We start from the raw sequence: 21,425 nt of genomic DNA, 5'->3' as shown, positions 1-21,425 counted from the left end.
TGAAGCTTGAGCTATCCAGGGCGGCGCTCTACTCTATATGCCCTTGATGCACCTCTCTGCGATTGCTCGCAGACACATTCGCTTGGCGGCGCGTGTGCCTGTTTATCTTCACGTTTATTTACTCATTCTCTGGAACACATCTCATGGCTGTGGCAGGTAATTCCGATACATCCTCGACACCTCCCCAGTCGTCATCATCCGAGCCATCGGCCGCAGCCTCTTCGGATGGGGAGGATCGCCCACGTGCGGTGGTACTCATGTGCCTGTCGGCCATATCCTTTGCGCTGATGGGCGCAATGGTAAAACTGAGCGGTGACCTGCCACTGTTCGAGAAAGTCTTTGTGCGTAACCTGATCAGTCTTGGTGTGGCCGTCGTGATGGTGCGTATTGCGGGGGATCGATTACTTGGCCACTGGCATCATCAGCCATTATTGCTGGCGCGTTCACTGATTGGACTGGGCGGGGTGATGAGCTTCTTTTACGCCATTGATCATCTGCTGCTGGCGGATGCCACCATTCTCAATAAGCTGTCGCCGTTTTTTGTCAGTCTGTTTGCAGGACTGTTTCTGGCTGAGCGGCTTGGTGGCTGGCGTCTAGTCGGCATGTTGATCGCTTTTAGCGGTGCTGCATTGGTTATCAAGCCCCAGTTGGCTTTCGCCGAAGGCGGTGCCGAGGCGCTGGTACCGGCGTTGATCGGCCTTGGTTCGGCGATGTTGGCCGGTGCAGCCTATACGCTGATTCGTGCGCTCAAGGGGCGCGAAGCCTCGGCAACGATTGTGCTACATTTCTCGTTGGTCTCAACCGTCGTGACACTGGTGCCAATGTTGATGGATCCGGTAATGCCGAGCGGTCCACAGGCATTGGCACTGCTGGGGATTGGTCTGTTTGCGGCGGGTGGTCAGATTCTGATGACGACCGCCTATCGAATGGCACCGGCAGGTGAGGTCTCGATTTATTCCTATCTGACCATCGTCTTCTCGGCGTTGGCAGGGTGGGCGCTTTGGGGAGAGGTGCCGGACGTGGCCAGCCTGATCGGTTTTGCGCTGATTGCCGGTGTGGCATTGGTCGGCTGGCATGCCAGCCGCGTTGCGGGTAGGGTGGTCTGATTCGCCATCCCTAGGGTGCTGTCAGAACTTGCGCAGGGATTGATCGCTCATCGGGCCTCAATCCGTGCGATACTCGTGTTCCCCGAGCGAAACATCAGTATGTCTCCCGATGGTGGGCTGCTTTGTTAAACGCGCGTTCCATGGGGTAACATGCTAGAAAATAACGGCGGTTGTTGGTCGGCCAGGAAGGTCGACGATGATCACCATCGGGGTTTTGGAGGAGACTCAATGGCCTTTGCCCAGAAGTTTATCGTTGCAGACGATCATCCGCTTTTTCGTGCCGCACTGACGCAGGCGCTCAGGCAAGTGGCCTCTCAGGCGGAGATCGTTGAGGCCGACAGCATGGAAGCGACCAACGAAGCTGTTGCCCGTCATCCCGATGCTGACTTGATCCTGTTGGACCTGCACATGCCGGGAGCCCATGGCTTCTCCGGTTTGATTCAGCTGCGTGGTCAGACCCCGGATATCCCGGTTGCTGTTGTATCCGGTAGTGAGGAGCCCTACGTGGTGCGCCGCGCGATCGATTACGGAGCCTCCGGTTTCATTCCGAAATCCGCAAGCCTTGATGTGATTGCCGAAGCGATTGGCGAGATCCTTGAGGGTGAGGTGTGGCTGCCGACGTATATCGCCGAAGCCATGGGCGATTCGAGTGAAGATGAGTCACGCTTTGCCGAAGCCATTGCCTCGTTGACGCCGCAGCAGTTCCGCGTGCTCAACATGCTCACTGAAGGTCTGCTCAACAAGCAGATCGCCTATGAGTTGAGTGTGTCTGAAGCCACCATCAAGGCTCACGTGACTGCCATTCTGCGTAAGCTCGGTGTGCATTCTCGCACTCAGGCCGTGATCGCGGCCCAGCGCCTTGAAGTCGAGCCGCCGAAGGTTCGTTCCTGACATCAGGTTCGTTCTTGAGGTAAGGCCCGCCGCAGCAGGTTGCTGAAAGCATGAAAAAGCCCGTCCTGTCACTGACAGGGCGGGCTTTTGCGTTTCTGCTGACAGTCATGACTCATTTCTGGTACTGGGCATCGTAGGTGCTGGCGATCGTTGACGATTTCCCCTCAAGCGCAATGGCCGCCGCGATAAGACGACGGCCATGTGGGCAACGACTAGTCTGTCGGTGGAGTCTCCGAGGTATCGGCTGCGTCTGAGGCGTCCGACGCGTCGCCAGTTCCGAGACTGACATGCTTCTCGGCACGATTGGCCTGCAGAGTGCGCGTCAACAGAGCGCGGAGTGCCGCAGGGCGAACCGGTTTGAGCAGCAGATGATAGCCAGCACGTCGCACTTCCTCGGCGACCTCATCAGTACGGTCAGCGGTGATCACGACACCCGGCACCGAGCTGGACAGACGCTCGTCCAATGCATCCAGTGCCATCAAGCCAGTAACCTCATTGTCGAGGTGATAGTCGGCGAGAATGGCATCGGGATCACCATCCAGGTTGCGGATGACCGATTTAGCTCCCCCGATAGAGGTGGCGGTGAACACTTCACAGCCCCAGCCAGACAACATCGCCTTCATGCCCTCGAGAATCAGACTCTCATTGTCGATACACAGGATGCGTGAACCGGTCAGCTTGTTGCCAGCACGCTTGCGAGCGGGTATGGCATCAGGGTGCTCGGCAGCTGGCAGTGCCTTGCTGATCGGGACACTGACGGCGAAGACGGTGCCGATACCCACCCAGCTACGCACCGTGATTGGGTGGTCCAGTACGCGGCTCATGCGCTCGGCTATCGACAGCCCAAGACCGAGCCCCTTTTCACTTTCCTTGTGACGCTCGGTCTGATCAAGACGGCGAAACTCCTGGAATATCTCGGTCAGCTTGGATTCAGGGATACCGGGGCCGGTATCCCACACCTCGATACGGATACGGTCGCCAAGACGACGACAGCCCAACAGTACGTGTCCTTGGCGGGTATAACGCACAGCATTGGACAGGAAGTTCTGCACGATGCGTCTGAGCATCTGACCATCAGAGTCTACCGCCAGCTGCGTCATCACGACCTTGAGGTCTAGCCCGCGATTTTCTGCCATGACTTCAAATTCCGCCTTGAGCGGTTTGAGGACATCGGAGAGGCGGAATATGCTGCGCCGCGGTGCCAATGCGCCGGCATCCAGCTTGGAGATGTCGAGCAGGGTGCTCAACAGTTCCTCGGCGGCCTGTAGTGAGTTGTCGATATGATTGGTGGTGGTCTTCATTTCACCCTCGACCTGCTGCGAGAGGGCAGAGGTGAACAGGCGTGCGGCATTCAAAGGCTGCAACAAGTCATGGCTGGCCGCGGCGAGGAAGCGGGTTTTTGAGGCATTGGCATCCTCTGCCAGCTTCTTGGCCTGACGCAATGCCTGCTCGGCCTCGGCACGTACGCGGTTCTCGGTACGTAGTGCCTCGTTGACCTGTGACAGTTCACGCGTACGTACACGGACGCGCTCTTCCAGATTCTCGTTAGTCTCCTTGAGTGCAATTTCTGCCAGACGACGTTCGGTAATGTCCTGATAGAGGGCAAAGAAGCCGAGAATATTGCCCTTGGTGCTGAAGTGCGGTGTGTAGGTGACCAGCATGTAGCGCACACCGCCTTCCGGTGCTTCCAGCGAGATTTCAAACGATACCCGCTCACCTGCCAGTGCACGTGTCATCCACGGGGCACGCTGGCGATAGATATCTTCCGGCATTGCGGCTTCGGCTGGCTCACCGATGACGGCGGTGCGATCGATCCCCATTACCGCTTCGTAGGCGCGGTTGGTGAAGAGGTAACGACATTCCTTGTCGAAGTAGGCAATCAGCGCTGGCACGTTATCGGTATAGATGCGGATATTGTTTTCCGAACGGATCAGCGCCTCTTCGGTGCTCTTCTGCTGAGTGATGTCCTGGTAGGTATAAACGAACCCGCCGCCGGGCATCGGGTTGCCCTGAATTTCCATCACGCTGCCGTCCTGGCGGTAACGCACATAGCGATGTGGCACCCCGTCACGAATGGCGTCCAGCAGCTGATCGACGTGTTCTTCCGGATCACCGGGGCCGTATTCACCGTTGTGCGCGTTATAGCGGAAGATTCGGTCTATCGGTGCACCGACCCGAATCAGATTGTCCGGGAAGCGGAACATGTCCAGATAGCGTTGGTTCCACACCACCAGTCGCATGTGCTGATCAACCACGCTGATGCCTTGATGGATATTCTCGATGGTGGCCTGCAGCAGTGCGCGGTTGAACTCCAGTACCTGCGAGGCTTCATCGACGATCGAGATGACGTCCGAGATACCGATGCCGCGTCCCTGGAGTGCCGAGTTGACCACGATACGCGCCGAGGAGGCGCCGAGTACGGAAGCCAGGAAGCGCTCGGTGAACTGGATCAAATCGATGGAAGCCCGTGCATGCAGCTCCAGCGGTTGTCCACTGCGACGGCCGTAGTCCTCGAAAGCACGTTCTACCTGTTCATCGCTCAAGAAGCGTTCACACAGTACGCGCAGGTCTGAAACGGAGGTGGAGCCGGTCCACGGACGCGAGACGCTGGTCTGACGTGTCTCGACACTGTCGACGAACAATGAAGCCTGAATGCGCTCAACCACGCGTTGCGGCGTCATTTGAGAGACAAAGATATAGAAGAACAGGTTGAGGCCGAGTGACAACATCACGCCGTGGGTCAGCGGGTCACTGAAGGGGAATCCGAACAGGCCATGCGGGGACAGCCAGTCGATGCCTAGCGGGCCATGATTGACCATTTCCACTGGCATCAGGCCAGCTTGTGCCAGCGCAGGGACCAACAACGTCCATGCCCATACGGCGAAGCCGACATTCAGGCCGACAATGACACCCAGTCGATTACCACGCTTCCAGTAAAGTCCGCCTATCAGGGATGGCGCGAATTGGGCCACTGCAGCAAATGACAGCAGACCGATGGCAGAAAGGGTGCTGTATTCGGCAATCAGTAGATAGAAGCCATAGGCCAGTCCCAGGATCATCACGATGGTCAGACGGCGCGCCAGCAGCACGATATGACTGTAGTCACGGGCCTCGGTATCAAACCAGCGTAGACGGAATAGCAGCGGGATGACGATCTCGTTGGAGATCATTATCGATACCGCTACCGCCGCAACGATGACCATGCCGGTTGCCGCAGAGAAGCCACCAATGAAGGTCAGTAATGTCAGCCATGTCTGACCGGCTGCCATGGGCAGGGCAAGCACGAAGCTATCCGGTGAGACAGAGCCATCCGGGAATAGCGTCAGGCCCGCCGCTGCAATGGGCAGTACGAAGAAGGAGATTGCGATCAGATAGATCGGGAACAGCCAGCGCGCACGACGGGCATCTTCATGGTGGGTATTCTCGACGACCGCAACATGGAATTGGCGCGGTAGACAGAAGACGGCCAGCATCGCCAGTAGCGTCTGTGCCCAGAAGCCGGAACCGAAGGTCTGGGTTTCCAGTTGCTGTTGCAGCGCCAGGTAGGTATCGGCCTTGGTGAACAGATCCCCCAGGCCATCGAACATCCCCCAGGTGACATAGGAACCCAGTATCAGGAAAGCGACCAGCTTGATCAGTGATTCAAAGGCAATCGCTTGCAATAGACCTACGTGATGCTCAGTCGCATCGGTATGGCGTGTGCCGAACAGGATCGCGAACAACGCCATGATCGCCGCCACATAGAAGGCGGTATCGCCAAGCCACGGTGTACGTGTCACATCGCTGGTATCTGTCAGGACCTGATAAGCGCTGGAAACGGCCTTGAGCTGCAGGGCGATATACGGCAGGGTGCCGATGAGAGCCACTAACGAGGCAAATACGGCCAGCGACTGTGTCTTGCCATAACGTGAGGCAATGAAGTCAGCGATCGAGGTGATGTTCTGCCGCTTGGCGACACGAATCATCTTCAGAAGGATCGGCCAGAATAGCAGGCAGGTCAGAATCGGCCCGATAAAAATACTCAGATAGGCCCAGCCGCTGGTCGCAGCCTGACCGACGCTGCCGTAGAAGGTCCAGCTGGTGCAATAAACTGCTAACCCCAGGCTATAGACCGCCGGTCGCCGATTAGGTGACCCATTTTTCTTGGCGTTGCGATCCCCGCGCCATGCAATTGTGAACAGCACCGCAATATATGCGAGTGCCACTGCAATCAGCCACCACCCCTGGAACATGTCGCTCTCCTCTCTGGAAGCGCCATTCTACGCAGGCCCTGCCACGAGGCCCAAGCATTGCCTCCCACCAAAGGTACTGAGGCTGATCGTATTTGCCTGCCAGCTTCATTGTATATCCATCACAGAGACGAATTTTGAGCGTGTCAGGCAGAAAATTGCGCTTGTTTCACGCAAGGATTGTCAGGGGATGGCACGTTCTCGAGTAGCGGTGTGTGGAGTGATCTCGGTTTCAAGCTTACTCATTTGGCCAATAGACCAAGGGATTGCACCTTTAGGTCATAACATAACTAATTGATAAGAAAGTAATTATTATACTTGGTCGAGCAATCAAGAAGAGATGGCTAACGTTAGCGACTAAAGTCAGCCTGCAGTCACCATCTGTCTTGTCTACTGTCAATTACGAGTATTCGTGTTTCTTGAAAAGCAACGGTAACGGCAGGGGATATCAAACGACCGAGAAAAGTACAGTGAGTGGCATCTAGCGGTAATGTGCCGACAAGGTGCTAGCCGACCTGTCACAAACCACAATAACAACACGAGAATGTCGTCATGAAAGAAGCGAATGCCAAGGCCTACTGGGCCGCCAATATCAAGCTGATCATGGGGTATCTCGTGGTCTGGTTTGTCGTGTCCTACGGATGTGGAATATTGCTGGTCGATGTGCTCAATAACATTCATTTCTTCGGTTTCAAGCTGGGGTTCTGGTTCGCCCAGCAGGGAGCGATCTACTTCTTCCTCGCGCTGATCATCATGTATGCCCGTTCAATGAACAAGCTCGATGAGCGCTTCGACGTTCATGAGCAATAGGGAATGTCTCGTGTCTCGTCTTACACAATAACAAGATGATCGATATCGCCAAGGACAACGCCAATGGATGTTCAACTACTCACGTATTTGTTTGTGGGCGCCTCGTTTGCGCTCTATATCGGTATCGCGGTCTGGTCGCGAGCCGGGTCTACCAAGGAATTCTATGTCGCCGGAGGTGGTGTACATCCTATTGCCAATGGAGCCGCTACGGCAGCGGACTGGATGTCTGCGGCCTCCTTCATTTCCATGGCAGGGATCATTGCCTACTCCGGTTATGACGCCTCTGTCTATCTGATGGGTTGGACTGGCGGCTATGTCTTGCTGGCGATGTTGCTGGCGCCCTATCTACGCAAGTTCGGCAAGTTTACCGTGCCGGATTTCGTAGGTGACCGTTACTACTCGAGCGTTGCACGTACTGTCGCCGTCGTCTGCGTCATCTTCATCTCCTTCACTTATGTGGCAGGTCAGATGCGCGGTACCGGGATCGTGTTTGCACGCTTCCTTGAAGTCGATGTGAATATCGGTGTGATGATTGGCATGGCGATTGTCTTCTTCTATGCCGTGCTCGGTGGAATGAAGGGCGTCACCTATACCCAGGTTGCCCAGTACTGCGTACTGATTTTTGCCTTCCTGGTGCCGGCAGTATTTTTGTCCATCATGATGACGGGTCACGTACTCCCCCAGACTGGCTTTGGCGGTACGCTGGTAGATGCTCAGGGCAATGATACGGGGGTATATTTACTGCACAAACTTGATCAAATTGTGACTGATCTCGGCTTCCGCGAGTACACCGAAGGCTCAAAATCCACTATCGATGTCTTCTTCATTACAGCTGCATTGATGTGCGGTACTGCTGGTTTGCCTCACGTCATCGTGCGCTTCTTCACCGTCCCGACAGTACGTGATGCACGCATCTCTGCGGGTTGGGCACTGTTCTTCATTGCACTGCTGTACACCACTGCACCGGCCGTGGGCGCTTTTGCTCGTGTCAATCTGATTGAGACGGTCAATGAGACTGCTTATGAAGAGTTGCCGGGATGGTTCTACAACTGGGAAAACACGGGACTGATCGGCTGGGTCGACAAGAATGCTGATGGCATCATCCAGATGCGCGGAGGTGATCCGTTTGTCGGTACGCCCACCTATGAAGGTGCGTCAGACAGTCAGGGAGCACGTGGTGAGCATGGCCAGCGTCTGTTGAGCAACGCGCCCACTGACAATGAGAGCGAGGTTTATATCGACCGCGACATCATCGTGTTGGCCAACCCTGAAATCGGCAATCTGCCGGCCTGGGTCATCGCGTTGGTAGCCGCAGGTGGTGTAGCGGCCGCGCTATCGACAGCGGCCGGGTTGCTCCTGGTCATCTCGTCGGCAATCTCGCATGACCTCTTGAAGAAGACGCTCAAGCCGAATATCACTGAGAAGCAGGAGTTGTTGGCGGCGCGACTGGCGGCAGCGGTGGCAGTCGTGATTGCCGGCTACTTCGGTATCAATCCGCCCGGATTCGTGGCCCAGGTTGTAGCCTTTGCCTTCGGATTGGCAGCATCGAGCTTCTTCCCCGTCATCCTGCTGGGCATCTTCTCCAAGCGGATGAACAAGGAAGGAGCGATCGCTGGGATGCTGGTAGGGCTGATCTTCACCTTCAGCTATATCGTGTTCTTCAAGTTCATCTCGCCAGAGCTGAACACGGCTGAGTATTGGCTGCTAGGTGTCTCGCCGGAAGGCATCGGTACGGTGGGGATGATACTCAACTTCCTCGTCGCGGTACTGGTCTGCAAGGTGACACCGCCACCGCCCGAGTACATCCAGCACATCGTCGAGGATATCCGTATCCCGCGCGGTGCAGGGGCATCAGTGGATCACTGATGAAAGGTAGGTAGCAGGGTCTGTCCATGTGAATGAAAAGAGTGTCACGTAGACAGGCCCATATATCTCAAGGCCCCGCTGTGCTTGCGCAGGTGGGGCCTTGTGGCTTGATGGCCCGCGTAGCAGCACTCCGCTACACGGGCACAGGTGGAGTTCGTGTCATGCAAGCCACATTGGTTGATATACCGTTCGATGAGCCTCCGTTCAGGCTGCTGGATTCACGCAGTCGTCAGCGTCTGGCGGAAAGTGTTGATCTTCGTTATTTCGAAGCGTTGGCCCAGCCGCTGACACCAGGCGCGGTAGGTGACGCCGTCTACATCATTCACAAGGGAGAGGTGGCGGAGTTGGCCCCCGAGACACCGCTACCAGAGTCGTCCGTGTTGGAACAGGCTGCCCACGAAGGGCGGGATGCCTGGGCCAGTTTGCATATTGGACATTACAGCCAGGGGGATATTTTTGGTGCGCTGACGCTGCTCAACGGTGAGTGCCGCACACGTTTTGTCTGTGAGCAGGAAACCTTGTGCTATCAACTTCCGGCGGCAATTTTTCATCAGTTGTGCGCGGATAACCCCGATTTTGGTCACTTTTTTCAGCGCAGTTTGCGTGATAAAGCACGGTTGCTAGCTGCCTACCGTGATACCCGGCTTGGACCGAGTCGTGACCAGACAGACTTCATGCTGGCTCGCGTGATGGACTGTATGCGACCGCCATTGGTGGTCGCGGCTACCAGCAGTATCGATGCTGGTGTGAGAGCGCTGGAGGCAGCGCGCGCTGACAGTCTGATTATCGAGGTGGAAGGGCGCTATGGCGTTGTGACGCGTACTGATTTACTCAATGCGCTCGTATTGGAGGGGCTGGCGCCGACACATCGATTGGCTCCTCTGGGCAGTTTTTCACTGGTGGCTGTCACGGCCGATGACTACCTCTTTCAGGCGCTTGTCCAGATGACGCGTCATCGCGTCGCGAGGGTCGTGGTACAGCAGTCGCCGGGACCGGATTCACTTGTCGTCGGTGTGATTGAGCTCACTGATGTATTGGGATTCTTTTCCAATCGTAGTCAGTTGGTGAGTCTGGAGATTGAACGTGCCAATGATATGGAAGCGCTGGCGCTGGCCAGTGCTCGTCTACCGGAACTCATACGCGCGCTAGTGCTGCAGGGCGTGCATCTACGACACGCGATGGCACTGCTCAGCGCGCTCAATGGGCGACTTGTCGAGCGTACCTTCGTGATGACGGTAACCGAGGCGCGGCGAGAGACCTGCTGTCTGATGTTGATGGGTAGCGAAGGACGTGGAGAACAGCTGCTTAAAACCGATCAGGACAATGGGCTGATTCTCGCTGATGGTGATCAGTGGCCTGAGTGCGAAGCAGTCATGGAAAGCTTCAGCGCTGCGCTTGCACGACTGGGTTATCCGCCATGTCCAGGTAACGTGATGGTCACCAATCCGCATTGGGTCGCTACGGAGTCGCGTTGGCGTGGCAAGATTGCCCGATGGTGCGCGGGGCGTGACGGTGAGGCTCTGATGAATCTGGCCATCGTCTTTGATGCGCGAGCGAGTGGCGGCAATGCGGAATTGGTCGATAGCCTGCGCAGTCACCTGGTACGTCACGTCAATCATGATGCGCTGCTGCTTTCGCATTTCGCTCGTGCGGCGTTACGTTTCTCGACACCGCTGACACTGTTCGGCTCGCTGCGTACGCCGCGACATGGCATCGATATCAAGAAAGGTGGCATTTTTCCTCTCGTCCATGGCGTACGCACGATGGCGCTGGAACGTGGCGTGATGGCAACCAGTACCTTTGCTCGGTTGGACGCTCTTGTCGCGGATGGCAGTATCGGAGCGCGTGACAGCGAAGACCTCTCTGAGTCGCTATCGTTGTTTTCCGAGCTACGCCTGCGCCAACAGCTACGCCGTCTGGATGAAGCATCAGCTATCCCGGCATCAGCGGAGAGGACTTTGGGGGCAGTGTCTGATGACATGGATGAGGGGAGTGCCAACTTGATCATCACTCAGTCACTGTCATCTCTGGAGCGTGATCTGCTGCGTGATGCCCTCAGTCGAGTAAAGGACTTCAAGCAACGCCTGACCCACCGTTACCACCTCGAATATTGAGAGACCTCTCGATCGAGTACTGGGCATCTGCTCCAAGGAGGATGCATGTTTCAGCAGATAAGACGTGCCGCTGATCGCCGCCGGCATGCGCATGGTGAGTTTTCCGAGCTATTCATGCCGTGGCATGGCGATGATCTGGGAGGGGAGCGGGTAGCACTGGACTGCGAGACCACCAGTCTGGAGGTCGGTCGAGCGGAGCTGGTATCAATAGCGGCGGTACGCTTCGATGTACGGCGCATACAGACATCCAGTGCGCTCTCGATTCATCTTCAGCGACCCAATAGCCTGCAGGCTGATTCGATCCGTATTCATCGCCTGCGTGGTATTGATCTACACGGCGGCGAATCATTAGGCGATGCCCTGAAGCACTTGTTGGCGTTTATCGGCAACCGGCCGCTAGTGGGCTGGTGCATTGATTTTGATGTTGCCGTGATCAATCGGCATTTACGGCCGCGGTTGGGCTTTGATTTACCTAACCGGCGCCATGATCTGGCACGTGACTATCTACGTAGTTGCCACCATGCACAACCAGAGTCTCATCCTGATCTACGTTTTGAGGCCATGGCCGACGCTCTGGGCGTACCAGTGATCGGTCGGCATACCGCCCTGGGCGACGCCGTCACCAGTGCACTGATGGCACAGCGCCTGATGTTGCCAGAATCATCGGATAAGGCTCGCAAGCGGCTGGTATAAGCCTCTTGGATATTAACCCAAGGTCTGTTGACGGAATGTCCAATGGCGATGAGCGTTCGGCTTGTACACACTGGATTCATGCAACGCCCCAAAGAGGGGCTGAGGTTGACCAAAATTACACGCCAGTGCACACCAGGCCAGCAATACGGCCAGCCATGTAGGATGTAATACCGAGCAGTCTTGATAATCATAATGAAGCGGCGACAGCGTGCAGAGGCCATTCGCAACACGGACCTGCTGTCAGTCAGCCTCTGTCAGGCCTGAGAATGCTTTCGCATCTCAGGATCGCCATCACTGCGCCAGGTGATGGCCACCGGGTTTCGGGCATGTGCTCGAGGCCCGGTTTCAGATAAGGCTTCGGATACCTGATGCCTTTATTGCCGACTTAGGGTTTTTGCCCACGAGGTGCGACATGCTGATCGCGACCAACACGCTTTTGATTCTCGGTCTTGCCATTGTGCTGTTTTCCTACAGCCACTATATCCGTCGTACGCAGGATGTACGTGGTGTACTGATGTTCTGGTCGCGTAAACTGGCGCTGACCGCCATTGAATTCCGCCTGCAACGCTTTGGCATCATCGTGATGCTTGGCGGTGTGGTGATTCGTTACCTGGAAGTACTACGACTGTTCTGAGGTTGTCGTTCTTCTTTATAACTCTTTGTACGTCTTTAGTCGTCATCGATAAATTGCTTCAGCGCCCGCCTTTCGCGGGCGTTGTGCATTGTATGACGCCATTGTCTCGCGACCCCTCCCTGCCTGACTTCCTCTGTGACGTGCCATCGGCGAGTGCTAGACTGTGCGCCCTTCCAAACTGCCTGCCCTGACTGCCATGCTCACACCTGATACCGAGTCCTTTACGGACACCCGTGGCACATTCAGTGCCACCAGCAAGCGCGACCTCAACAAGCTGCAACGACGGCTACGGCGTCAGGTCGGTACCGCGATCACTGATTACGGCATGATTCGTGATGGTGACAAGGTGATGGTATGCCTGTCTGGCGGCAAGGACTCCTACACCATGCTGGATATCCTGATGAACCTGCAGCGCAATGCGCCGGTGGAGTTCAGCCTGGTGGCAGTGAATCTAGATCAGAAACAGCCCGGCTTCCCGGAGCATGTATTGCCCGCCTGGCTTGAGTCGGTCGGTGTCGAATACCACGTTCTCGAGCGCGACACCTACTCCATCGTCAAGGAGAAGGTGCCGGAAGGAAAGACTACTTGCGGGCTTTGCTCGCGCCTGCGTCGTGGCTCGCTTTACAGCTTTGCCCAGGAAATCGGTGCGACCAAGATAGCGCTTGGCCATCATCGCGATGACATTCTCGAGACTTTATTCCTCAATATGTTCTTCGGGGGCAAGCTCAAGACAATGCCGCCCAAGCTGCTCTCGGATGATCAGCGCAATATCGTCATTCGCCCGCTTGCCTACTGCCGTGAATCCGATATCGAGGCCTATTCCGCCGCGCGTGAATTCCCGATCATTCCCTGCAACCTGTGTGGTTCTCAGGAAAATCTGCAGCGTCAGGTGGTCAAGGACATGCTGCAGGACTGGGAGCGCCAGTATCCGGGGCGCCTGGAAACCATGTTCCATGCGGTAACCTCCGTTGCGCCGTCGCACCTTGCGGACCGTGAGCTGTTCGACTTTGCCGGGTTGGATGACACCAGAGATCGTTTCAAGGCATCACGCATCGATGCACTGGACATGGACTCCGAGCAAGCCAGCATGGCCGAGGACCTTTTCGAGGCAGAACGTCGTGTTCAGCCGGCGTCTGGTCTCGATATGGCGTTGGGGCGAGAGGTTTAGCCCTCTGTGCCAACGCAGTACTGGCTCTGATATAGCTCTGATATAAGAAAGCGTGCTGCTTACGCTTGTTCAAACGCCATCTCGCTTCTTGCGAGGTGGCGTTTTGGTTTCAGGCATGAGCATTCGGTGATGGAGGGTTGAACGCCCACGACCATTGTCGTCTCGCCTGACGTGTTACTACCTCGCATGCTTGGTATATAGATGGTAGAGGTGAGGGGCGCGGAGGGACGTGCCGACTCGGGCGGGCAGGGGAGAGCAAGCATGAGCAGGTACGAAAGTGAGGAACGGGGCAATGGTCAGCAGGGGCTGCGGCTGGCAGCGACGGTGCTACATGGCTTCGATGAATATCGCTCGCGCTTCAAGCATATCTCCAGTGATGCACGGCGACGTTTCATTGAGGCCGATTGGCGCGAGGCGCAGCAAGCGTCGGCGGCACGTATCAACCTGTATGACGAGAAAGTGGCAGCGACGATGGAGCGGCTTGAGCGCGCTTTCGTTACAGAGCGACTGAACGAATGTACGTTGTGGACCGATGCCAAGCAGCACTACATGGCCTTGATCGACCAGCGCCTTGACTATAAGTTGGCAGAGACGTTCTACAACTCCATATTTTGTAACGTGTTTTCTCACCGGCACATCCGCGATGAGTGGATGTTCGTTTCATCTTCGCGGCAGGAGCCTGCCCGTCACTCAGGGTTGAGCATCAGTCACCGTGTCCCTGTGAGCGGTAACTGGGCAGGTGCGCTTGAGAGCGTACTGTGCGAGGCCCCACTCGGCATTGCTTTTGAGCACCAAGGACGCGATGTCACGCTGGGTGCCGAGATGCTGCTTGATGTTCTACCGGCACATGTCCGCGATGCACCGGATGCAGCCTTCGAGGTGTTGCGTAGCGTGTTCTATCGCAATAAAGGTGCCTATCTGGTCGGGCGTATCGAAGGTGGTGGAGAGACGCTGCCCCTGGTGTTACCGGTACTGCATACCGAGCGTGACGGTGTCTATCTGGATACCGTCATCATCGAGCCGGAAGAAGTCTCGATCATCTTCTCGTTCACCCGCGCCTATTTTCAGGTGGAAATCGAGGTGCCTGGCGAGGTGGTAGGTTTCCTGCAGACCCTGATGCCAGACAAGCCCATCGGCGAGCTTTATGCCGCCATCGGCTTTTATAAGCACGGCAAGACAGAATTGTTCCGCGGCCTCAATGAACATGTCGCGAGTCGTTCGGATCAATTCATCATCGCACCGGGTGTGCGGGGCATGGTGATGGCGGTATTCGTGCTGCCTAGCTACCGATTGGTGTTCAAACTGATCAAGGACCGTTTCGCGCCCGGCAAGGACATGAGCCGTGATCAGGTGCGCGAGAAGTATCGCCTGGTCAAGCGTCATGATCGTGTCGGACGACTGGCGGACACTCAAGAGTTCTCCAACTTTGCCGTTGGCCGTGATCATTTTGATCCCGAGTGTCTAGCTGAGCTGTTGGAGGTCTGTGGCTCTTCCATCAGTCTGCGTGGCAACAAGGTACTGATCCGTCATTGTTATACCGAGCGCATGATGACACCGCTCAATCTCTATCTGGCACAGTGTGATGCAGAGGAGACGCGTGCGGTACTGAACGACTACGGCAATGCGATCAAGCAGCTGGCGGCCGCCGATATCTTCCCTGGCGACATGCTGCTCAAGAATTTCGGTGTCACGCGTCATGGGCGCGTCGTCTTCTATGATTATGACGAGATCAATTACCTCACGGAGTGTAATTTCCGCGAGATTCCCGAGGCGCATTATCCTGAGCAGGAATTGGCCAGCGAGCCGTGGTATTCGGTCGGACCCAATGACATCTTTCCTGAAGAATTTGGTCCTTTCCTGTTTGCAGACATGGGGCTGCGTAAGCTGTTCCATGAGCTGCACCCGGAGATTTTTCAAGCCAGTTGGTGGCGAGGGTTACAGGATGCCATTGCGGCTGGCCGCGTGATTGATGTGTATCCCTATCGCAACAAACGGCGCTTTGGTATTGATCGCAGTCAGGACTTTATAGATGACTGAACGCGCTCATTATTGAGTGAGACAATGCCAGCAGTACTTCCCCGTGCTATTCATTCACGCGGCTGACCAGCAGAGAGAATGTTCGATGAGTGAAGGTTTCAAGGACCCGGGCGCACGGCATGGGCGTCATCTGGTCGTACTTAGCGGTGCTGGCATCAGCGCTGAAAGTGGTCTGCGTACCTTCCGTGCCGAGGATGGTTTGTGGGAGGAGCATCGACTGGAGGACATCGCTACGCCGCAGGCGTTTCGGCGTGACCCGGAACAAGTGCTGCGCTTTTATGATGATCGCCGTGCTCAGGTAAGGCGGGCGCGACCCAATGCCGCTCACAAGGCGCTGGCAGAGCTTGAGCAGAATGGCTTTCGTGTGTCGGTCATCACTCAGAATATTGATGATCTGCACGAGCGTGCGGGTTCCCGCGAGGTCATGCATTTACATGGCGAGATTCTCAAGGCGCGTTCGAGTGTCGATCATGGTCTGCGCTATCCACTGACTCGCGGCGGTATACGACTGGGTGACCTGTGTGACAAGGGCAGTCAGCTACGGCCGGATGTCGTGTGGTTTGGCGAGGCTGTGCCGCTTTACGGGATTGCCGAGGAACTCGCAGCCGAAGCCGATCTGCTGTTGATCGTTGGTACGTCACTCAAGGTGATGCCGGCGTCCAATCTCTATGCGGCGGCACCATTGGATGCTCCGATCATTCTGATAGACCCCAATGCCAATGAGCTCGCCGAGCCGGGAGTGCTTCCGTTAGCCGAGAGTGCTGGTCAGGCGTTGCCGCGCCTTGTGCGCCATTGGTTGTATCAGGGTCATCTTGGCTTGCCTGATACGTTATGATGCGCGGCTTCAGGCCTTCCGTGGGTGGCAGGCCAGCAATTCTGAGGGGCGAGGCTCCCTCGGCGACCGGAAATCCAGAGTATGTTCGAGACGCTCAATCGCTTCTTCCCCCTGTGGGCCTTGGTCTTTGCAGGCCTCGCAGTCATTGCGCCGACGCCTTTTGTCGCGCTCAAGGACTTCATTCAGCCACTGCTGGCGCTGATCATGTTTGCCATGGGCTTGACGTTGTCACGCGAAGACTTTATCCGTGTGGCTCGTCGTCCATGGCCCATCGCGCTGGGCTTGCTTCTTCAATATACCGTAATGCCCCTGGCTGCTTTCCTGATCGCGCGGGTACTGGGGCTGGATCCGGCGCTGACCGTTGGCATGGTATTGGTCGGTGCGACGGCTGGAGGTACCTCCTCCAATGTAATGACATGGCTGGCGGGTGGCCATGTCGCCTTGTCCGTATCGATGACCATGGCGTCGACGCTACTCTCCATCGTCATGACACCTCTGCTGACCTGGTGGCTGCTGGGTACCGACATCAATGTGCCGGTGGGCGGGATGTTGTTCAGCATCGCCAAGCTGGTAGTCGCACCCATCGTGCTCGGTGTGATCGTGCATCACTTCGCGCGTGATGCGATTCGCGAGTGGGAATCTGCATTGGCGAGTCTGGCCATGCTGGCGATCGTACTGATCATTGCTATCGTGGTATCGCTCAATGTCGGTCGCCTTGCCACACTCGGCCCGCTGGTCGCATTGGCCGTGGTCGCGCACAACGCGATCGGCCTGGGTGCTGGTTACGGCCTGTCGCGTCTATTCGGGCTGGATGAGCGTACCGCGCGCACCATCGCCATTGAGGTCGGCATGCAGAATTCTGGCCTCGCCGCCTCATTGGCGAGTCAGTTCTTCTCGGCGACGGCAGCTCTTCCCGGGGCGATCTTCTCCATCTGGCACAACGTGTCAGGCTCGCTGTTGGCGGGTTACTGGAAGCGCCGTCCGCCGAAGTTCGTCACGGGTAGCAAGCATCGTTACGAGGTGTAGTCTCTGGGGGTAGCGTTAGAGGCAATATGATCTGGTGAGGTCATGAGAGAGGGGACGCGCATGCTAGAATGCGCGTCCCTTTTTCTTTGGCCTTGACTGCTCATCATGTGTGATTCCCGCTCCTCGTTGGCAGATGCCGAGCCGACCGCTCTGGCCGAAGACCTTTCCTTTTCTGATGACCGTGATACCAAGGATAGGGGCGGCATCACTACACTGCCCAGTGGCGAGCCTGAGGAATGGCAAGGTAGCCATCCGCGGCGTGAGTTCAAGGCCCGCGGCAGTCAGGTAGTTCGCTGCGAGGCCTGCCGTCTGCCACAGCTCAACTGCCTGTGTCCTTATCGCGTCAAGGCAGAGTCACGTATCCGCTTCTGGTTGATCACGCACCCGCTGGAACACTACAAGCCGACCAACACCGGGCGGTTGATTGGTGATGTACTGGAAGGTACTGACGTCTTCAGCTGGTATCGCGTCGAGCCAGATCCGCGGTTGTTGGCGTTATTGGAGGATGATCGTTATCAGCCGTTCATCATCTTCCCGGATGATCAGTCGGACTATGCTGATCGTGTGGTAGATGTGAACGCCATTGCAGGGGTGGGTGAGGGCGTGCCGACGCATACCGCGACGGGGGAGCTGCGTATTCCTGTCTTTATCATGCTTGACGGTACCTGGCGTCAGGCGCGGCGTATCTTCCGAAGGAGCCCCTACCTGGATGGCTTGCCGGTACTGCCGCTGCACTCCCGGCGGCTCACTCGTTATCACTTGCGCAAGGCTGCATCCGAGGCACATCTATGCACGGCAGAGGTTGCCGCAGAGTTATTGCGTCAGGCAGGGGAAGAGGCCGCAGCCAGTGTGCTGGATGATTACTTTGACGCTTTTAACGATTGCTACCGTGCTAGCCGTATTCACTATGTACTGGAGCCGACAGCGGCGATGATTCGCTTGTTGGCCAGACGTGAAGCTAGCGACAGCAGCGAGTAACCTACGACGCAACACTCCTTACGCTTAGATGACATCATATGAAAAATGCCTCGTCGGAATCTCCGGCGAGGCATTTTTCATTGTCTGAATGCTGGTGTCAGCGCCGCCAGAAGGCAGGTGCGAACAGTACCAGGATGGTGAAAATCTCGAGGCGGCCGAGCAACATCGCCAATATCAGAATGCCTTTGGCAGTGCTGGGAATATCGCCGAAGTGGGTGGCGACCCCACCGAGCCCCGGGCCCAGATTGTTGAGTGCCGACCCGACGGCTGACCAGGCAGTCACCTGATCGAGACCTGTCGCCAGCATGCCCAGCATCATCAGTACAAACAGCAGCAGGTAGACGGAGAAGAAGCCCCAGACTGCCTCGGCCACGCCTTCCGAGATACGCATGCGTCCTACCTTGATCGACAGGATGGCATTGGGGTGAATCAGACGGTAGATCTCGCGTGCTCCCTGCTTGAGGATCAGCAGAATGCGAATGACCTTCATGCCCCCCCCCGCCGAGCCGGAACACGCGCCGATAAAGGCGGCGATGAACAGCATCATCGGCAGCACGCCAGGCCAGCCGGTGAAGTCGGCGACGCCGAAGCCAGTGGTGGTCGCGATGGATACTGCTTCGAAGAGCCCGTGGCGCAATGCCTTGCTATCATCGTAGCTGCCGGTGAGCAGCAGGCCAGCGATGGTGACGCAGCTCAGAATCAGCAGCAGAATCAGGAAGAAACGTGTTTCCGGATCCCGCAGATAGTGGCTGATGCGGCCTTCGCGCCACGCGGCGAAGTGCAGCCCGAAGCTGATTGAAGACACCACCATGAAGAACACACAGATCATCTCTATGGTAGCGGAATCGAAGTAGCCGATGCTGGCATCGTGTGTCGAGAATCCGCCAACGGCAACCGTCGAGAAACTGTGTCCCAGTGCATCGAACCAACTCATGCCGGCTGCCCAGTAGCTGGCAAAGCACACCAGCGTCAGCGCAGCGTAGATATACCACAGTGCCTTGGCTGTCTCGGTAATACGCGGCGTCAGCTTGGAATCCTTCAGCGGGCCGGGAATCTCGGTGCGATAGAGCTGCATGCCACCGATACCCAATGTCGGCAGGATCGCCACCGCCAATACCACGATCCCCATGCCGCCTAACCACTGTAGCTGCTGGCGATAATAAAGGATGGAGTGCGGCAGCAGGTCGAGGCCTGTCATCACCGTCGCACCAGTCGTGGTAAGGCCTGAGAAGGATTCGAACATGGCGTCGATGATCGACAGATTCGGGTCTTCTGCCAGCATGAAAGGCAATGACCCGAAGGCTCCCAGTACGGTCCAGAACAGTACCGTGATCAGGAACCCATCACGGTTTCTGAGCTCTTTGCGCGCCCGTCGATTGGGATAGTAGAGCAGAAAACCCGTCAGCAGAGTGATGCCCATTGCGATGGCGAAGGCGCTTAGAGTGCGATCTTCGAACACGAGCGAGATCACCATCGGCGGCACCAGCGTCACGCTGAAAAGCATCAACAGGATGCCGAGGATGCGATAGATCACGCGCAAGCTCATGCGTCGCCTCCGCTGCACGTGATGAGGGTGGTGTGTGGGATGTCGGACATGATAGCCGGCATCAGAAGAAGGTCAGTCCGACTTGGAAGAGTCGCTCTACTTCTCGGATGCGCCGCTTGTCGACAACAAACAGAATGACGTGATCATTGGATTTCACCACCAGATCATGATGCGCCACCAGCACTTCCTTACCGCGCACGATAGCGCCGATAGTGGTGCCATCCGGCAGGTTGATATCTTCGATACGCCGCCCGACCACCTTTGAAGAGCGCTCGTCACCGTGGGCAATGGCTTCAATGGCCTCTGCTGCGCCACGTCGCAGCGAATGGACGTTGACGATGTCACCCTTGCGCACGTGAGTCAGCAGGCCGCCAATGGTAGCTTGCTGCGGCGAGATGGCGATATCGATCTCGCCGCCCTGAACCAGATCAACGTAGGCCGCGTTATTGATCAGGGTCAGCACTTTCTTGGCGCCGAGACGCTTGGCGAGCATTGACGACATGATGTTGACCTCATCGTCATTGGTCAGCGCACAGAAGATATCGCAATCTTCGATGTTCTCCTCCAGCAGTAGCCGTTTGGAGGTGGCACTGCCGTGGAGGACGACGGTGCGGTCCAACTTCTCTGAAAGGGCAGTACAGCGCGCCAATGAGTGCTCGATGATCTTGACCTGATGCGTATGCTCCAGCGTTTCCGCAAGGCGCTCACCGATGTTGCCGCCACCAGCGATGACGACGCGGCGGAAGTTTCTATCAACACGGCGCAGTTCGCCCATCACGGTACGAATATCCTTGCGCGCGGCGATGAAGAACACCTCATCATCCGCTTCAATGACCGTGTCGCCCCGCGGAATGATCGGGCGGTTACGACGGTATATGGCCGCGACACGTGTATCCACATTGGGCATGTGACGACGCAGGAAACCGAGCTCTTGACCGACCAGGGGCCCGCCGTAATAGGCCTTGACCGCCACCAGCTGGGCAACACCATTGGCGAAATCCAGTACCTGCAACGCACCGGGATACTCGATCAGGCGACGGATGTGGTCGGTGACGACCTGCTCGGGACTGATCAGCACATCGACCGGGATGGCATCATGCGAGAACAGTCCCTTGCGGGTCAGGTAGGCGGTGGAGCGCACCCGCGCGATCTTGGTCGGCGTATGGAACAGGCTGTGGGCGATCTGACAGGCGATCATGTTGACTTCGTCTGAATTGGTCACCGCAATCAGCATGTCGGCATCTTCGCCACCGGCCTGACGCAGTACTTGTGGGTAGCTGGCGGCACCGGTCACGGTCCGTATATCGAGTCGGTTGTGCAAATCACGTAGCCGCTCGCTATCGATATCCACGACCGTGATGTCGTTTTCTTCGTGGGCGAGATGCTCTGCGAGCGTCCCGCCGACCTGGCCTGCACCCAGAATGATGATTTTCATGTCCGGCTCGTCCGCTGTTGCTCAGTCGGCACAGGATAAACCAGTGCCATGACGGAA

General features: G+C 56.8%; 15 protein-coding genes. 12 read left to right on the top strand and 3 right to left on the bottom strand.

Going from position 1 to position 21,425, the window contains the following annotated elements:
- Window positions 1-143: 143 nt before the first annotated feature.
- Both GQR90_RS14835 and GQR90_RS14830 read left to right on the top strand, forming a co-directional pair.
- Entirely contained in the window at window positions 144-1,106 is a 963-nt protein-coding gene (locus GQR90_RS14835) for a DMT family transporter (RefSeq protein ID WP_233266340.1), read from the top strand.
- A gap of 228 nt (window positions 1,107-1,334) precedes the next feature.
- The gene (locus GQR90_RS14830; protein WP_158774781.1) at window positions 1,335-1,997 is read left to right on the top strand and encodes a response regulator; all 663 of its coding nucleotides are present in this window, start codon (window positions 1,335-1,337) and stop codon (window positions 1,995-1,997) included.
- 212 nt (window positions 1,998-2,209) lie between these two features.
- Here the strand turns inward: GQR90_RS14830 and GQR90_RS14825 are convergent, their stop codons facing one another.
- Entirely contained in the window at window positions 2,210-6,229 is a 4,020-nt protein-coding gene (locus GQR90_RS14825; protein ID WP_158774780.1) for a hybrid sensor histidine kinase/response regulator, read from the bottom strand.
- 549 nt (window positions 6,230-6,778) lie between these two features.
- Between GQR90_RS14825 and GQR90_RS14820 the strand changes: the two genes are divergently transcribed.
- The 10 genes from GQR90_RS14820 to GQR90_RS14775 all read left to right on the top strand — a co-directional run bounded on the left by GQR90_RS14820 (window position 6,779) and on the right by GQR90_RS14775 (window position 18,387).
- Window positions 6,779-7,036, top strand: a complete 258-nt coding sequence (locus GQR90_RS14820) for a DUF4212 domain-containing protein (protein ID WP_024950819.1) — start codon at window positions 6,779-6,781, stop codon at window positions 7,034-7,036.
- Between the two features lie 63 nt (window positions 7,037-7,099).
- Window positions 7,100-8,902, top strand: coding sequence for a sodium:solute symporter family protein (locus tag GQR90_RS14815; protein ID WP_158774779.1), 1,803 nt, complete (start codon window positions 7,100-7,102; stop codon window positions 8,900-8,902).
- A 161-nt stretch (window positions 8,903-9,063) separates the two neighbouring features.
- Window positions 9,064-11,016: a DUF294 nucleotidyltransferase-like domain-containing protein gene (locus GQR90_RS14810; RefSeq protein WP_233266339.1), complete on the top strand. Its 1,953-nt coding sequence runs from the start codon at window positions 9,064-9,066 to the stop codon at window positions 11,014-11,016.
- 45 nt (window positions 11,017-11,061) lie between these two features.
- Window positions 11,062-11,709, top strand: coding sequence for a 3'-5' exonuclease (locus tag GQR90_RS14805; RefSeq protein WP_158774778.1), 648 nt, complete (start codon window positions 11,062-11,064; stop codon window positions 11,707-11,709).
- A 412-nt stretch (window positions 11,710-12,121) separates the two neighbouring features.
- Window positions 12,122-12,343 carry a hypothetical protein gene (locus GQR90_RS14800; protein WP_158774777.1) on the top strand — a complete coding sequence of 74 codons (222 nt, stop codon included), beginning with the start codon at window positions 12,122-12,124 and terminating at the stop codon, window positions 12,341-12,343.
- A 196-nt stretch (window positions 12,344-12,539) separates the two neighbouring features.
- Window positions 12,540-13,511, top strand: a complete 972-nt coding sequence (ttcA, locus tag GQR90_RS14795) for a tRNA 2-thiocytidine(32) synthetase TtcA (RefSeq protein ID WP_158774776.1) — start codon at window positions 12,540-12,542, stop codon at window positions 13,509-13,511.
- Window positions 13,512-13,772: 261 nt separating this feature from the next.
- On the top strand, window positions 13,773-15,548 hold the full coding sequence (gene aceK / locus GQR90_RS14790) for a bifunctional isocitrate dehydrogenase kinase/phosphatase (RefSeq protein WP_158774775.1): 1,776 nt from the start codon (window positions 13,773-13,775) through the stop codon (window positions 15,546-15,548).
- Between the two features lie 85 nt (window positions 15,549-15,633).
- Window positions 15,634-16,383: an SIR2 family NAD-dependent protein deacylase gene (locus GQR90_RS14785; protein WP_158774774.1), complete on the top strand. Its 750-nt coding sequence runs from the start codon at window positions 15,634-15,636 to the stop codon at window positions 16,381-16,383.
- Between the two features lie 81 nt (window positions 16,384-16,464).
- A complete protein-coding gene (locus GQR90_RS14780; protein ID WP_158774773.1) occupies window positions 16,465-17,409 on the top strand; it encodes a bile acid:sodium symporter family protein in 945 nt (314 codons plus the stop codon).
- 105 nt (window positions 17,410-17,514) lie between these two features.
- Window positions 17,515-18,387 (top strand): tRNA-uridine aminocarboxypropyltransferase, encoded by an 873-nt coding sequence (locus tag GQR90_RS14775; RefSeq protein WP_158774772.1) that lies wholly within the window; start codon window positions 17,515-17,517, stop codon window positions 18,385-18,387.
- 97 nt (window positions 18,388-18,484) lie between these two features.
- Here the strand turns inward: GQR90_RS14775 and GQR90_RS14770 are convergent, their stop codons facing one another.
- Both GQR90_RS14770 and trkA read right to left on the bottom strand, forming a co-directional pair.
- Window positions 18,485-19,933 carry a TrkH family potassium uptake protein gene (locus tag GQR90_RS14770; RefSeq protein ID WP_158774771.1) on the bottom strand — a complete coding sequence of 483 codons (1,449 nt, stop codon included), beginning with the start codon at window positions 19,931-19,933 and terminating at the stop codon, window positions 18,485-18,487.
- Window positions 19,934-19,994: 61 nt separating this feature from the next.
- Window positions 19,995-21,368, bottom strand: a complete 1,374-nt coding sequence (trkA, locus tag GQR90_RS14765) for a Trk system potassium transporter TrkA (RefSeq protein WP_158774770.1) — start codon at window positions 21,366-21,368, stop codon at window positions 19,995-19,997.
- Between the last annotated feature and the right edge of the window lie 57 nt (window positions 21,369-21,425).

Source organism: Cobetia sp. L2A1, assembly GCF_009796845.1.
Classification (GTDB): domain Bacteria; phylum Pseudomonadota; class Gammaproteobacteria; order Pseudomonadales; family Halomonadaceae; genus Cobetia.
This window is presented reverse-complemented; position numbering and strand designations above follow the sequence as displayed.

Excerpts from the sequence above, each read along its gene's own strand:
- GQR90_RS14785 (WP_158774774.1), top strand. The coding sequence starts at position 15,634 with ATGAGTGAAGGTTTCAAGGACCCGGGCGCACGGCATGGGCGTCATCTG.
- ttcA (WP_158774776.1), top strand. The coding sequence starts at position 12,540 with ATGCTCACACCTGATACCGAGTCCTTTACGGACACCCGTGGCACATTC.
- GQR90_RS14830 (WP_158774781.1), top strand. The coding sequence starts at position 1,335 with ATGGCCTTTGCCCAGAAGTTTATCGTTGCAGACGATCATCCGCTTTTT.
- GQR90_RS14820 (WP_024950819.1), top strand. The coding sequence starts at position 6,779 with ATGAAAGAAGCGAATGCCAAGGCCTACTGGGCCGCCAATATCAAGCTG.
- GQR90_RS14770 (WP_158774771.1), bottom strand. The coding sequence starts at position 19,933 with ATGAGCTTGCGCGTGATCTATCGCATCCTCGGCATCCTGTTGATGCTT.
- trkA (WP_158774770.1), bottom strand. The coding sequence starts at position 21,368 with ATGAAAATCATCATTCTGGGTGCAGGCCAGGTCGGCGGGACGCTCGCA.
- aceK (WP_158774775.1), top strand. The coding sequence starts at position 13,773 with ATGAGCAGGTACGAAAGTGAGGAACGGGGCAATGGTCAGCAGGGGCTG.
- GQR90_RS14805 (WP_158774778.1), top strand. The coding sequence starts at position 11,062 with ATGTTTCAGCAGATAAGACGTGCCGCTGATCGCCGCCGGCATGCGCAT.
- GQR90_RS14775 (WP_158774772.1), top strand. The coding sequence starts at position 17,515 with ATGTGTGATTCCCGCTCCTCGTTGGCAGATGCCGAGCCGACCGCTCTG.
- GQR90_RS14800 (WP_158774777.1), top strand. The coding sequence starts at position 12,122 with ATGCTGATCGCGACCAACACGCTTTTGATTCTCGGTCTTGCCATTGTG.
- GQR90_RS14810 (WP_233266339.1), top strand. The coding sequence starts at position 9,064 with ATGCAAGCCACATTGGTTGATATACCGTTCGATGAGCCTCCGTTCAGG.
- GQR90_RS14780 (WP_158774773.1), top strand. The coding sequence starts at position 16,465 with ATGTTCGAGACGCTCAATCGCTTCTTCCCCCTGTGGGCCTTGGTCTTT.
- GQR90_RS14835 (WP_233266340.1), top strand. The coding sequence starts at position 144 with ATGGCTGTGGCAGGTAATTCCGATACATCCTCGACACCTCCCCAGTCG.
- GQR90_RS14815 (WP_158774779.1), top strand. The coding sequence starts at position 7,100 with ATGGATGTTCAACTACTCACGTATTTGTTTGTGGGCGCCTCGTTTGCG.
- GQR90_RS14825 (WP_158774780.1), bottom strand. The coding sequence starts at position 6,229 with ATGTTCCAGGGGTGGTGGCTGATTGCAGTGGCACTCGCATATATTGCG.